General features: G+C 62.3%; 11 protein-coding genes. 9 read left to right on the forward strand and 2 right to left on the reverse strand.

Annotated elements, in window-relative coordinates; all coding sequences use genetic code 11:
• Positions 1–3 precede the first annotated feature (3 nt).
• Positions 4–537 carry an HD domain-containing protein gene (locus tag CCR95_RS12160; protein WP_201094636.1) on the forward strand — a complete coding sequence of 178 codons (534 nt, stop codon included), beginning with the start codon at positions 4–6 and terminating at the stop codon, positions 535–537.
• 101 nt (positions 538–638) lie between these two features.
• Here CCR95_RS12160 and CCR95_RS12165 read toward each other — a convergent pair whose 3' ends face one another.
• Positions 639–1,688, reverse strand: coding sequence for a DUF475 domain-containing protein (locus tag CCR95_RS12165; RefSeq protein ID WP_201094638.1), 1,050 nt, complete (start codon positions 1,686–1,688; stop codon positions 639–641).
• 344 nt (positions 1,689–2,032) lie between these two features.
• Here CCR95_RS12165 and CCR95_RS12170 point away from each other — a divergent pair, with 344 nt between their 5' ends.
• Genes CCR95_RS12170 through CCR95_RS12180 form a run of 3 tightly spaced genes read left to right on the forward strand, consistent with a single transcriptional unit; the run spans position 2,033 to position 5,435 of the window.
• A complete protein-coding gene (locus CCR95_RS12170; RefSeq protein ID WP_201094640.1) occupies positions 2,033–2,674 on the forward strand; it encodes a vWA domain-containing protein in 642 nt (213 codons plus the stop codon).
• A gap of 42 nt (positions 2,675–2,716) precedes the next feature.
• On the forward strand, positions 2,717–3,769 hold the full coding sequence (locus tag CCR95_RS12175; protein ID WP_201094642.1) for a TerY-C metal binding domain-containing protein: 1,053 nt from the start codon (positions 2,717–2,719) through the stop codon (positions 3,767–3,769).
• Positions 3,770–3,785: 16 nt separating this feature from the next.
• On the forward strand, positions 3,786–5,435 hold the full coding sequence (locus tag CCR95_RS12180) for a PP2C family serine/threonine-protein phosphatase (protein WP_242523206.1): 1,650 nt from the start codon (positions 3,786–3,788) through the stop codon (positions 5,433–5,435).
• A gap of 220 nt (positions 5,436–5,655) precedes the next feature.
• Here the strand turns inward: CCR95_RS12180 and yrfG are convergent, their stop codons facing one another.
• Positions 5,656–6,324 carry a GMP/IMP nucleotidase gene (gene yrfG, locus CCR95_RS12185; RefSeq protein WP_201094644.1) on the reverse strand — a complete coding sequence of 223 codons (669 nt, stop codon included), beginning with the start codon at positions 6,322–6,324 and terminating at the stop codon, positions 5,656–5,658.
• 24 nt (positions 6,325–6,348) lie between these two features.
• On the opposite strand from yrfG, the gene nudE reads away from it, so the two are divergent.
• From nudE to CCR95_RS12210, 5 genes are all read left to right on the forward strand, one after another.
• Positions 6,349–6,888, forward strand: a complete 540-nt coding sequence (gene nudE, locus CCR95_RS12190) for an ADP compounds hydrolase NudE (RefSeq protein ID WP_201094646.1) — start codon at positions 6,349–6,351, stop codon at positions 6,886–6,888.
• Between the two features lie 75 nt (positions 6,889–6,963).
• Positions 6,964–7,998: a thioredoxin family protein gene (locus tag CCR95_RS12195; protein ID WP_201094647.1), complete on the forward strand. Its 1,035-nt coding sequence runs from the start codon at positions 6,964–6,966 to the stop codon at positions 7,996–7,998.
• Positions 7,999–8,077: 79 nt separating this feature from the next.
• Positions 8,078–10,189 (forward strand): phosphate acetyltransferase, encoded by a 2,112-nt coding sequence (gene pta / locus CCR95_RS12200; RefSeq protein WP_201094649.1) that lies wholly within the window; start codon positions 8,078–8,080, stop codon positions 10,187–10,189.
• The gene (locus CCR95_RS12205) at positions 10,186–11,391 is read left to right on the forward strand and encodes an acetate/propionate family kinase (RefSeq protein WP_201094651.1); all 1,206 of its coding nucleotides are present in this window, start codon (positions 10,186–10,188) and stop codon (positions 11,389–11,391) included. Before pta ends, CCR95_RS12205 begins: the two co-directional genes overlap by 4 nt.
• A 99-nt stretch (positions 11,392–11,490) precedes the next feature.
• Positions 11,491–13,041, forward strand: coding sequence for an OmpA family protein (locus CCR95_RS12210; RefSeq protein WP_201094653.1), 1,551 nt, complete (start codon positions 11,491–11,493; stop codon positions 13,039–13,041).
• The last annotated feature ends 60 nt before the right edge of the window (positions 13,042–13,101 follow it).

Below are 13,101 nucleotides of genomic sequence, written 5' to 3' on the forward strand. Positions count from 1 at the left end.
CCGATGAATCAAGCCGACTTTGCACGCGTGGTCGACGCACTGAGTTTCGCCGCGCACAAACACCGGGATCAGCGGCGCAAGGACCGGGATGCCTCACCCTACATCAATCACCCCATCGCGCTGATGCGCGTGCTCGCGCTGGAGGCCGGGATCCAGGATCCGCTCGTCCTCGGCGCGGCGCTGCTCCATGACACGGTGGAAGACACCGAGACCACACCCGAGGAACTCGCGGAACGGTTTGGCCCCGCGATCCGCGATCTGGTCATGGAGGTGACGGACGACAAGGCATTGCCGAAGGCCGAGCGGAAACGCCAGCAGGTGCTTCACGCCGCGGGCGCCAGCGAAGGGGCGCGGCTGGTCAAACTTGCCGACAAGATCTGCAACCTGCGGGATGTGGCGGACAATCCGCCGAGCGGCTGGGATCTCGCGCGCCGCCAAGGCTATTTCGATTGGTCCGCCGAAGTGATCGATCAGTTGCGCGGCACGCATCCCGGACTGGAAGCGATTTTCGATGCGGCTTACGCGCGGCGGCCTTGAGGGGTTGGCCCGACAGCGGAGTCTGCCGGGCCGTTGGACGACAGGCGCTCAATGCGCTCTGGTCTGCTTCACGTCAAAACGGGGCCAACTTTTGCCCGTTTTTATCCCGCTTCGTTCAAGCCGCCGGCTTCCCGTCGCTTGTAGCGCACTGAGGAAATCAGGGCCAAAACGATAAAGGCGACGCCGATCAAACCGGTGATGACCTCGGGGATGTGGATCACGATGCTTGCCAGCATGATGCCCGCCAGGGCACCAATCGCCCAGTGCGCGCCATGCTCCAGAAACACATATTCGTCCAGAGTGCCTTTGTTGACCAGATAAACGGTCAGCGAGCGCACGAACATGGCGCCGATGGCCAGGCCCAGCATGATAATGACGACATCGCGGGTGATGGCGAAGGCGCCGATGACGCCGTCGAAGGAGAAGGATGCATCCAGCACTTCCAGGTAGAGAAAGCCGGCGATACCCGAGCGCTTGGCGGTGTTCACCATGGCAGCGCCTTCCTCCTCGTTCTCGAACAGACTGTCCAGGCTGCTCACGGCGACATAGAGAATCACCCCGCCGATGCCCGCCACCAACAACGAAAGACGCTCGGCGGTTTCAAGCGGCAAGAATCCCTGAAGGAGAAACAGAACGATCAGTGCCAGCATGACCTCGATGGCATCGAGCTTGCCGAGTCTGGATAACCGCTCCTCGACGGCACCGAGCCAATGCAGTTCCTTGGTGGCATCCATCATGAAATAAAGAAAGACCAACAGCAGGAACATCCCGCCAAAAGCCGAGATGCCGATATGGCTTTCCTCCAGATATTTGGCGTACTGCTCCGGTTGTTGCAGGGCCATGGTCGCGACCTCTCCCATGCCTTGTCCCGAGGCGACGGCAACGATCACGATGGGAAAGACGAGTCGCATGCCGAACACGGCGATCAGGATACCCACGGTCAGGAAGATCTGCTGCCATTTGGCATCCATCTCCTTGAGGACCGAGGCGTTCACCACGGCATTGTCGAAAGACAGGCTCACTTCCATGATTCCGAGGATGATGACCAGGAACACGGCGGCCATGCCTCCAGCCGGGGTCTGCAGACCCCAGTAATACGCCGCGATCAGGCAGGCGACGGTGACAATAATGGAATAACGAAAAGCTTTCATTGACTCCCCCTGCATAATCCGAAAGATGAAGTGCGATTTTCTCCGAAGCGCACTCTAACCGATTTTCAAGGCATTCATGCGCTCGATCGCGGTTGCCCGGATGGACCGTGCGGGGTGCCTACCCGACTCATGCATCTTTCCTATTGTTTTTGAATCCCGTCTGCTTGAAAACGGCGACGATCTGCGCGAAGGTGTGCGCAGCGCGTCGTGCGAGACTGCGGTTCGCTGCTCTTCGTCGCACTGGAGAGAGAGTTCGGCGGCTGGACATTCAACGCTACCGACATCCCATCGGAGTCTGACACCGCCGTGGAGTGGCTCAAGCAATCCGTCTGAGTGAGGCCAACATGAGCATCAGAAGACTCCCCGTTTACATCCTGCTCGATACCTCCGGGTCGATGCGCGGCGAGCCCATCCACTCGGTCAACGTCGGTCTCCAGGCGATGCTGAGCGCGCTGCGGCAGGATCCCTACGCGCTGGAGAGCGTCCATCTCTCGATCATCACCTTCGACATCCAGGCGCGCGAATCGCTGCCGCTGACCCCGCTGGCCGATGTGAAACTCGACGAGATCCCGGCGCCCGATTCCGGCGCGACCTTCATGGGCGCGGCGCTGGAACTGCTGATCCAGTGCGTCGACCGCGACGTGAAAAAAAGCACCGCCGACGCCAAGGGCGACTGGCGTCCGCTGCTGTTTCTCATGACCGACGGCAGCCCCTCGGATCTCCATGCCTTCCGGCAGGCCATTCCCGAGGTGAAGATGCGCAATTTCGGCTCGATCGTCGCCTGTGCCGCCGGTCCCAAGGTCAAGCAGGAGGCGCTGCTCGAACTGACCGACCGGGTCGTCCTGCTCGACACCATGGACGCGGCGACCTTCTCGGGCTTTTTCAAATGGGTGTCGGCGAGCGTCGCCGCCGGATCGAGCAGCGCGGGCGTCTCGGATCAGGTGACGCTACCGCCGCCACCACCCGAGGTGCAGCTCGTGCTGTGATCGAACTGAACGCCGACCGATGGCACCGCAAAGGAGCAACGCATGCGCAGGCTTCCCGTGTTTTTCGTCCTCGACTGCTCGGAATCCATGGTGGGAGACCATCTCAGACAGATGGAAGACGGCTTTCAGGCCGTCGTCCGCACGCTGCGCGGCGATCCTCACGCGCTTGAGACCGTCCATCTCTCGGTAATCGCCTTCGCGGGCGTCGCCAACACCATCGTCCCGCTGATCGAGGTGTTTTCCTTCTATCCGCCGAAACTCCCGCTGGGCGGCGGAACCAGTCTCGGGGCCGCGCTCGATGCGCTGATGGCGGAGATCGACCGCTCGGTGGTCAAGACCACCCCTAACCAAAAGGGCGACTGGAAGCCGCTGGTCTATCTGTTCACCGACGGTCATCCGACCGACGACCCTGGTCCAGCCATTGCCCGTTGGAATTCGCACTACGCCAGGAGAGCCTCGCTGATCGCGGTCGGGATCGGCAAGGACACAGATTTTTCGGTGCTGAAGCGCCTGACCGAGAACGTCATCCTGTTCGAGGAGACGCGGGAGGGCGATTTCAGCCGCTTCGTCAACTGGATCAGCGCCTCCGTGGTCGCCCAGAGCAAGAGCCTGGGCGAGGGGCTCGACACCCAGACGCTGCCGGACCTGGACGAGCGTTTCATGAAGGTCGTCAAGGATCCCCCGCCAGCACTCGCCGATGCGGCCTGCGTGACCCTGGTTGGCCGCTGTCAGAAGACCCGCAAGCCCTACCTCATCAAATACGAACGCGAGCTACAGGATGTCGCTACGCTCGACTTCAAGTTCGAGGTGCCGATTTACCGGCTCGCGGGCTGCTATCCGCTCGATGAAGACTATTTCGCCTGGTCGGATACTCGCGCCGTCGACCTGAAGGTGAACACCTCCGATCTGATCGGCGCGCCGGGCTGTCCGCACTGCGGCAACGCCACCGCCTTCGCGGTCTGCGGCTGCGGGAAGCTCTTGTGCATCAATGGCCCGGAAGAGGCGACCTGTCCCTGGTGCGAAAAGCAGGTGACCTTCACCCCCCGTCCGGCGAGCGAGGATGACGGGTTCGATGTTAGACGCGGCAGGGGCTGACGGCGCGATGACATCCATGGCCCGCAAGCCAACGCCCGAGCAGCGTCAAAAATTGGCGCCGGAGATCGAGAATTTGCTCTGGGGGCTGTTCGGACCCAATGATCGTCCATTCTTCGACCGCGGCGACATTGCGCCGCTTACGCTGGATGAGTTTGTCCAGTGCGACGAGGTGTTCGAGGAGACCTTCCGGTTCCTGGACGCGTTGACGGCAATATGGAATCGCCTCTGTCCGGGAAGGCCGCTTAAACCCTGTACTCAGGACCGGCAACCCAAGGAGATTGCAATGCCGATGGCGCTGCCCGTCCAGTCCGAGACTCCGGTGTCCAGGCGCGAGGCGTCCAAGGCCGGCGAGGCGTTGGCAGCGACGGAAGCGAACATCGAGGAGACGAAAGCCATGTCCCTTCCGCACCCGCCCGACACGCCGACGTCCGGCTCCGTTCAGGGCGCGCCCGGACAGGTTCCAGCGGCCAGCATAGCGCCCGCCAAGCCTCGGGAGCCCAGGGCAACTTTCCAACTGCCCAACGGTAAGGTGGGCGTCGACTATGCTGCGCGCATCGAGGGACGGGATGCGGAAGGCCGATCAGTGCGTATCCGGGATGTCCGGATTCCCGATGGCCTTGGTCTGTCCTTCGACCCGGATCGCGGCGAACTGCGCGGAACCCCCGCGCTGGACGGCGACCACCGACTCCCGTTGAGCTGGACCCTGGACGAGAAAACGCGCTATTCGGGCGATTGCCTGCTAATCGTCAACCCCGACCCCAAGAGTCTCTGGAAGGTGATCGAGCCGCCGGACGGTTCGCCTTACCTCAAGCCCCACGCGGATCGCCGTCTGCTGACCGGTCGCGGGTTCAGCATCGCCGCCGCCAGTCGTCGCGGACGCTCGCACGAGCACGCGGGAACCTTCCGCGACGACGATTTTTTCATCGGCCATGATGCACAGACGCAATGGTCCGTGATCCTGGTCGCGGACGGGGCCGGCAGCGCGCGATACTCCCGCGAAGGCGCCTGGCTGGCCGTTGCAAGCGCCGGCGCGCATCTGTCGGAGGCGCTGGCGGGCGAGCTTGGCGCCAGGATGACCGCCGCCCTGGACGGTTGGGAGGCCGATCCCGAAGGCGTCGCGCAGGCCATGGGCGCCGAGTTCCATTATCTGTTCCACCAGTCGGGCACGCTCGCCGTGCAGTCCATCGAACAGGCGGCGCGGAGCGCGGGTGCCGAGGTTCGGGATTATGCGACGACCCTGCTCGCCGCGGCGCTCAAGCGGCAGGACCGCGAGACCTTTCTGGCGATCTTCTGGGTGGGCGACGGCGCCATCGCGGCCTATGGGCCGCGCGGCAAGGTTCGTCTGATGGGGACGCCCGACGGCGGCGAGTTCGCCGGTCAGACGCGTTTTCTGGATCGCGCCGCGCTTTCCGATCAGGGCTTCGCCAAGCGCATCGGCATCGGCCGTTATCCTGACTTGACCGCCGTCATGCTGATGACCGATGGCGTCTCCGATCCGCGCTTCGAGACCGACAACGGGCTGAACGATCCGGTCAAATGGGATGCTCTTTGGGATGAGATCGCGCCGCTGCTGGCCACGTCAGAACCCGATAAGTGTCTGCTCGACTGGCTGCATTTTTTTGCGCCGGGACACCATGACGACCGCACGCTCGCGCTGCTCTGGTGAGCGCTGATGCCAGCGCGATGTCTCCGCGTCCTGGCGTCTGCGTGAGCGCCTGGCCTTCATCGGCGAAGACGAGGCATTCATCCGTTCGCTAATCGCTCACAGCTACGGCAGGCTGAATCTCAGCGAGGACGAGTTCATCTCCAACCGCTCCGTCATCAAAAATCACATCGACAGCGTTGCCTTGGGAAGTCAATCTCCAGCAGACGGAGCCTCCGGCCTTTTAATCCGGTAGAGGCATCGAAGTCAGCAACTCCGAAAAATCGCCAATGGCCAAAAACTCGCTGACCGAGCGGCGCGGTCTCTTGGAGTCCGGCTTCAGCACCGCGACCAGCCAGCGGAAGCCGAATGCCTGAGCCGCCCGCAGGACGCTCAGGTTGTCGTCGACGAACAGCGTGCGCTCCGGGTCGAAGGGTTCGATGGCCTGGAGTGTCGACCAGAAATCCGGCGCCTCTTTCGCCAGCCCCAAATCGTGCGCGGACAGGATGCGTTCGAAATGTCCACCGAGCCGGGTGCGTTCCAGCTTCAGGCCGAGCGACTTCTGGTGCGCGTTGGTGACCAGCACGCGCCGCTTGCCGAGCGCCGCGAGCGTCTCCAGGAAGTCCACCACATGCGGGTGCACGGCGATCAGATGTTCGACTTCCTGCTTGAGCAGGAGGATATCCAGCCCCAGTTCGCGGCTCCAGTGATCCAGGCAATACCAGTTCAGGGTACCCTCGATCTCGCGATAGCGCGGCAGCAGTTCCGCCTTGGCCGCCTCGACCGCTAACCCGCGTGCCTCGGCATAGCGGCGCGGCACATGCTCCAACCAGAAATGGTTATCGAAATGCAGGTCGAGCAGGGTGCCGTCCATGTCCAAAAAGACGCTGTCGATCCGGTTCCAATCGATCATATTTTTGACCTCGGGATGTCGCGTATGCCTCTAAAACCTAAAATTCTTGACCGCCGTCTGGTCGCCGAGAGCCTGTTGTTTCGGGTCGAGCAGGTCGATCTGGAATTCGCCAACGGCAACCGCCGGACCTACGAACGCATCCCCGGCGGCGCCGATTCGGTGATGATTGTGCCCATGCTCGATGCCGAAACGGTATTGCTGATCCGCGAATACGGCGCTGGCACCGACCGTTATGAATTGGGTCTACCCAAGGGTGTGGTCGAGCCTGGCGAGGAGCCCATCGCCGCCGCCAATCGCGAGATCCAGGAGGAAATCGGTTATGCCGCCCGCGATCTGCGCATCATCGACCGCGTGTCGCTGGTGCCCGGCTATATCCAGCACCACAGCTTGATCGTGCTGGCGCAGGGGCTCTATGCGCAACGCCTGCCGGGCGACGAGCCCGAGCCGATCGAGGTCGTGCCCTGGCGGCTGAACGACCTGGACGCACTGCTCGCCCGCGACGATTTCGACGAGGCGCGCTCCATCGCCGCGCTGTTTCTGGCCATGCGAGCGTTACGAAGCTGAGGTGTTTACAGAAAAAACTGATCCCCGTGGTGGCCATTGCCTTCACCTCGACGACAACAGCATTGGAAACTTCGCATGTCATCCTTCACTACCCTCGCGGCGCTGCTGGTCTGCCTCGTCGCCGCATGGCCGCCGCCAACCCTGCTGGCCGCCACGCCCGACCCGTCAGCGGACGAAGCCTACAGCTTCGACGACTTCCCTCGCGAGGAAATTCTCGTGTACCCGGAGTGGTTCAAACGCAGTTTCCTGGACATTCGCGCGGACCTGGCCGAGGCAGTCGCGGCGGGCAAACAGGGGCTGATGGTCTATTTCGGACAGAAACGCTGTCCCTACTGCCATCAGCTCATGCAGGTGAATTTCGGACTCTCCGACATCGTCGAATACACCCGCCGGCATTTCGATGCCGTCCCCATCGATATCTGGGGGACCGAGGAGGTCACCACCCTCGACGGCGAGACCCTGACCGAGCGCGAATGGTCGCAGCGCGAGGACAGCGACTTCACGCCCGCTATCCTGTTCTATGCCGCAGACGGGACCGTCGCGCTGCATCTGCGCGGCTATTACCCGCCCTATCAGTTCCGCGCCGCCCTGGAGTATGTCGCCGACGGACACTACCGGCGCGAATCCTTTCGCGACTATCTGGCGCGTGGCGAGGATCGCATGGTGTTCGAGCCCGAGGATCTGAACGAAGAGTCCTTCTTCACGCCCCCGCCGTATAACCTCGACCGTCGCTATCCGGCCGAGCGTCCGCTGGCCGTCTTCTTCGAGCAGGGCGACTGCCACCCCTGCGACGTGCTGCACGGCCAGGTACTGCGCGCGCCGGCCATCCATCGGTATTTTGGCGAGTTCGACAGCGTTCAGTTGGATCTGCGTTCGGCGACCCCGGTGATCACGCCCGCCGGCCAGCGCACCACGGCGCGCGACTGGGCCGCCGAGCTTGGCCTGTTCTATGCTCCAGCGATCCTCTTTTTCGACGAACAGGGCAAAGAGCTGATACGGGTCGATTCGGTGGTCGGCTTCTACCGACTGCGCAATGTCCTGAACTATCTCGCCAGCCGGGCGTATCTGAGCGAAAGCTATGGGGCCTGGCGGGTGTCGCGGGCGTTTTAAGAGCGAATCTGGTATTTTTGCGCAGTGCAGCATTCGGTGCCTCCAGTGTCGTCTGCCCCTTCCTTCAAGAGAGAGAACAATGCAAAGCGTCTATATCGCCGGCGCCGGTTCCGGCAGCGGAAAATCCGTCGTGGTTCTAGGTTTTATGGAACTATTGTCGGCCGTCAACCAAAAGGTCGGTTTTTTTCGCCCATTCGCGCCAAAGGAATCCGAACCGGACAATCTCACCGACCTGATCCGCAGCCGCTACGATCTGCCTTTTCCACCCGAGATGTTCTACGGCTGTACCCTGGAAACGGCACGTCAGCTCCTCGGCAGCGGTCATTACGATGAGCTGCTCAAGCTCATCATGAACAAATTCAAGATGCTGGAGGAACGCTGCGACCTAGTCGTCTGCGCGGGAACCGACTACAACGGACTCATCCCCTCGCTGGAATTCGACTTCAACGCGGATCTGGCCAATAACTTCGGCTGCCGCCTGGTGGTCGTGGTCAAGGGGTTTGGGCGCGGCCCGCAGGAGGCGGTCGACGCCCTGCATATCGCGCACGAAATGATGCGCGAGCGCGGCGGCGATTTCCTGGCGAGCGTCGTCAATGGCGTGGCCGCCGAGCATGTGGAAACGGTCAAGAGCCGTGCCTACGATCTGCTGACCGAGAACGAAAACGTCTATGTGCTCCCCGAGCAATCCGTCCTCGGAATGCCGACGGTTGGCGAAATCCGTCAGGCGCTCGCTGCCGATTGTCTCTGCGGCGAGGGAGATGCCATGAATCAGGTGGTCACGAATTACAAGATCGCGGCGATGGAGATCCCGGATTTCCTGGGCTATATCGAGGATGGCTGTCTCATCATCACCCCCGGCGACCGCTCCGACATCATTCTCGCGAGTCTGGCGGCGGATGCGTCTTCCTCCTTTCCGCGCGTGGCCGGTCTGCTGCTGACCGGCGGTCTGCGCCCGGCCGAGAAGGTCCAGCGTCTGATCGAGGGTCTGCGCCGCACCAAGGTCTCGATCATGCAGGTGCCCGCCGACACCTTTACCACGGCCATGAACCTCAACCGCATTGAGGCGACCATCCTGCCCGGCGATGACCGTAAGATCGCCGCCGCGCTCGGTCTGTTCGAAAGCTACGTGGACGTAGAGGAATTGCGCGGGCGGATCGCCGTGCATCATTCCGACCGGATCACGCCGCTGATGTTCGAGTATGAACTGATCCGGCGCGCCAAGGCGCGGCGCCAGCGCATCGTGCTCCCGGAAGGCAGCGACGAGCGGATTCTGCGCGCAGCCGAGATTCTGACCCTGCGTCAGGTCGCCGATCTCACCCTGCTCGGCGACCCGGACAAGATCCGCCGCCGCATCGGTGAACTGGGCCTCAAACTCGACGATATCCGCATCATCGACCCTCTGACATCGCCCGACCGCAAGCGTTATGCCCAAACCTATTTCGAGCTGCGCAAGCACAAGTGCATCTCCGAGCAGATGGCGTATGACGTCCTGGAGGATGTCAGCTATTTCGGCACCCTGATGGTCTATCTGGGCGAAGCCGATGGGATGGTCTCCGGCGCCGCCCACACCACCCAACACACCATTCGGCCCGCCTTCGAGACGGTCAAGACCAAGCCTGGCATCAAGCTGGTTTCCAGTGTCTTTTTCATGTGTTTGCCGGATCGGGTGCTGGTCTATGGCGACTGTGCCGTTAACCCCAATCCGAACTCCCGGGATTTGGCCGACATCGCCATCAGCTCCGCCGCGACCGCGGCCGCTTTCGGGATCGAGCCACGCATCGCCATGCTGTCCTATTCGAGCGGCAGCTCGGGCAAGGGCGAGGACGTGGAGAAGGTGCGCGAGGCGGTGCGGATCGCGCGCGAACGCCGCCCCGACCTGAAGCTGGAGGGGCCGATCCAGTACGATGCCGCCGTCGATATCGAGATCGGACGCTCCAAGATGCCCGACAGCGAGGTGGCCGGCCACGCCACCGTGCTGATCTTCCCGGACCTCAACACCGGCAACAATACCTACAAGGCGGTGCAGCGCAGCGCCGGCGCGGTCGCCATCGGCCCGGTGCTGCAGGGGCTGAACAAACCGGTCAACGATTTGAGCCGGGGCTGCACAGTGACGGATATCGTCAATACCGTTGCCATCACCGCCATTCAGGCACAGAACGAACGCGACGCCCTCCAGGAGAACGCCGAATGAAGGTGCTGGTGCTCAATTCGGGGAGTTCCTCGATCAAATATCAACTCTTCCGCAGCGAGGACTGGGTCGCCATCGCCTTTGGGCAGGTGGCGCGGATCGGCGAGGCCGAAGGGGAACTCAAGCTGAACTGGCTCGACGGCGACGGCAATCCTCAGTCCAGACAGGAGACACCGGCAATCCCGACGCATCAGGAAGGCATCGATCACATCGTCGCCGGTCTACGGGCGAGCGGCGCGCTGGCGGATGTCTCTGAGCTGGCGGCGATCGGCCATCGGGTGGTGCACGGCGGACCCAACTTCAAGCATCCGGTGATCGTCGACGACGCCGTGGAGGCCGAGATTCGGGGCGTCGTTCCGTTGGCACCGCTGCATAATCCGGGGCATCTGGCCGGGATCGCGGTGGCGCGTCGGCTGTTTCCAACCGTGCCCTCGGTCGCGGTCTTCGACACCGCCTTTCATCAGACCATGCCGCCGACCGCTTATCGCTACGCGATCCCGGAGTTCCTCTATACCGAGCACCGCATCCGGCGCTATGGCTTCCACGGCACCTCGCATGGTTACGTCGCCAAACGCGCTGCCCGCGTTCTCGGCAAGCCGCTGGAGCAATGCAATCTGATCACCCTGCATCTGGGCAATGGGGCCAGTGCCGCCGCCATTCGCTCGGGCCAGTGCATCGATACCTCGATGGGATTGACCCCGCTGGAGGGATTGGTGATGGGCACGCGCTGCGGCGACATCGACCCGGCCGTGCTCATCTATCTCGGCAAAAATCTGGGGCTCGACGCCGAGGCGCAGGACCAGTTGCTCAATCGTCAGAGCGGTCTGCTCGGGATCTGCGGCGTCAACGACATGCGCGAGATCGAGCAACTTGCCGCGGACGGCAACGCACGCGCCGAACTGGCCATCGGCATTACCGTCCATCGCCTGAAGAAATACATCGGCGCCTATTACGCCGAGTTGGGCCGGGTCGACGCCATCGTCTTTACCGGCGGGATCGGCGAGAATTCGCTTGGCATCCGGCGGCGGGCCTGCGAGGGGTTGGAGCGCCTGGGAATCGCGCTCGACGAGGAGGCCAACGCCTCGCGCGAATCGCGTGGCGAGCGTTGCATCAGCGCGTCGGACGGCGAGGTCAAAGTGCTGGTGATCCCGACCAACGAGGAACTGGAGATCGCCCGGCAGGCGCTGGCGGCGGTTGGGGGCTAACGCGGGCTTTATCAAGCATCGTCGGCGCAAATGCAGGATAATCGCGCCGTTCGATGCCGAAGAGCGATCACCGCCGCAATCCACCCGAAGGAGATAATGATGTCCGACTCCAGCACGTCGTTCTGGAAATCCATGGCGTTTTTTCTGCTGCTTGCCCTGATTGGCGTCTACCTGCTCTATGAGTGGTACGACGACCAACTCTACGCCCGACTCGCGGAAAAGGATGCGCTGATTGACCAGTCGAGCGCACAGATCAGAGCAACCGATACGCGGCTCCATCAAGTGGTCGACGCTCAGGATAGCGTTCAAGCCGAAATCGCTGCCCTGCGGAACCGACATCAAGAAGAAAAAGCCCTTTTGACAGAGCAGTTAGAGAGGCTCGCACAGGAGAAAGCCGCTTTTGGCCAGAATCTGGCATCGCTTCGCGCAACCCACGCGGACGATTTGGCCGCCGAGCAACAGAAGACCCGTCAGGCGGTCAGCGAGCGTGAAGAGCTTGACGCAGCCTATGCCGAGTTGAAACGGCTCCACGAGGCCGATCAAGCAAAAATGATCGCCTTGCAGTCAGACCTGTCAAATGTGCACAAAGCGATTGAAAAAACGGCCGCGGAGCATCAGGCGAAGGTCACAGAGCTGGAAAACCATCTCAATGAGCGGGTCAAGCTGTCCAAAACAACGCCAATGGACGCCGACCTGTTACGCACGGCGTTAGCCGCGGGCGTTCTGACCTCAGACGAGGTCGCTGTCGAGGACGGGCAGGCATTGACCGGTCAACTCGCCGAGACGACGTCGCGATTGGAAGCGCTCCAGGCGGACCATGACGCCGTGCGCCAGCAACTCGCCGAGACGCAGCAACAACTTGAGCGTACTCAGTCCGAACTGGAACAAAGCCAGAGCAAGCTGACCGAGGTCAGTCCGCTCGACGGAGACGGGGACCGCATTGCCGTCTTAAATGAGCAGATTGAAACCGAGAAGAACGTACGCACGGAATTATTGCAACAACACCAGGCCGCGCTGATCGCGCTCATGGATACGCTGGACGATACCAAGCAAAAACTGGCTGCGGTCGAAGACAAATTACGGACGGCCCAAGCGGAAACCAGCGAGACGGATCAAGGCGTTTTGGAGCAGGTCGCGTCAGCCAATGCCCAGGTCGCCACGCTTGAGGCCCGTTTGGAAGAAGATCGGCGCCAATCGGCATCGGCCCAACAGACGCTTCGTGATGAGGCCGAAAAGGCCATCGCAAAACTGCGCGCGCGCGAGGCCGGTTTTGCCGATCTTGGCGGTACTTACACGCCTCGCGGCGTTTTGTTGCGATTGATGGAGGCTGAGCTGCGTTTTTCTCCAGGGCAGGCGACGCTGCCGGCTGGTGAGCTTGCCAGCCTTGAACGCATCGCCGCCTTACTCAAGGAACAGCCTGAGTTGACTGTCCGAATTGAAGGCCACACGGACAGTTTGGGTGGCGCCGAACTAAATCTGTCTCTTTCCCAGCGGCGCGCCGAAGCCGTGAGGCAGTCATTGATCGAGCGTGGCGTTGAGGCGGTGCGCCTGAGCGTCGAAGGGATCGGCGCCGCGCGCCCGATCGCCGACAATGCCACGGCCGCTGGCCGGAGTCTGAACCGGCGTGTAGAAGTGTACGTCAAGGAATAGCCACCGACGCTAAAACCAAGTTCGGGCAGAGCGTCCGCGTCAGCCATCCGCCGGCGTTGA

Origin of the sequence: Thiocystis minor, assembly GCF_016653465.1 — a bacterium.
In the GTDB taxonomy this organism is placed as follows: domain Bacteria; phylum Pseudomonadota; class Gammaproteobacteria; order Chromatiales; family Chromatiaceae; genus Chromatium; species Chromatium minus.

What these genes read in the sequence shown, in the direction of transcription:
- CCR95_RS12165 (WP_201094638.1), bottom strand. Translation starts at nt 1,688, where the DNA reads ATGAAAGCTTTTCGTTATTCCATTATTGTCACCGTCGCCTGCCTGATC.
- CCR95_RS12170 (WP_201094640.1), top strand. Translation starts at nt 2,033, where the DNA reads ATGAGCATCAGAAGACTCCCCGTTTACATCCTGCTCGATACCTCCGGG.
- pta (WP_201094649.1), top strand. Translation starts at nt 8,078, where the DNA reads ATGCAAAGCGTCTATATCGCCGGCGCCGGTTCCGGCAGCGGAAAATCC.
- yrfG (WP_201094644.1), bottom strand. Translation starts at nt 6,324, where the DNA reads ATGATCGATTGGAACCGGATCGACAGCGTCTTTTTGGACATGGACGGC.
- CCR95_RS12175 (WP_201094642.1), top strand. Translation starts at nt 2,717, where the DNA reads ATGCGCAGGCTTCCCGTGTTTTTCGTCCTCGACTGCTCGGAATCCATG.
- nudE (WP_201094646.1), top strand. Translation starts at nt 6,349, where the DNA reads ATGCCTCTAAAACCTAAAATTCTTGACCGCCGTCTGGTCGCCGAGAGC.
- CCR95_RS12195 (WP_201094647.1), top strand. Translation starts at nt 6,964, where the DNA reads ATGTCATCCTTCACTACCCTCGCGGCGCTGCTGGTCTGCCTCGTCGCC.
- CCR95_RS12210 (WP_201094653.1), top strand. Translation starts at nt 11,491, where the DNA reads ATGTCCGACTCCAGCACGTCGTTCTGGAAATCCATGGCGTTTTTTCTG.
- CCR95_RS12205 (WP_201094651.1), top strand. Translation starts at nt 10,186, where the DNA reads ATGAAGGTGCTGGTGCTCAATTCGGGGAGTTCCTCGATCAAATATCAA.
- CCR95_RS12180 (WP_242523206.1), top strand. Translation starts at nt 3,786, where the DNA reads ATGGCCCGCAAGCCAACGCCCGAGCAGCGTCAAAAATTGGCGCCGGAG.
- CCR95_RS12160 (WP_201094636.1), top strand. Translation starts at nt 4, where the DNA reads ATGAATCAAGCCGACTTTGCACGCGTGGTCGACGCACTGAGTTTCGCC.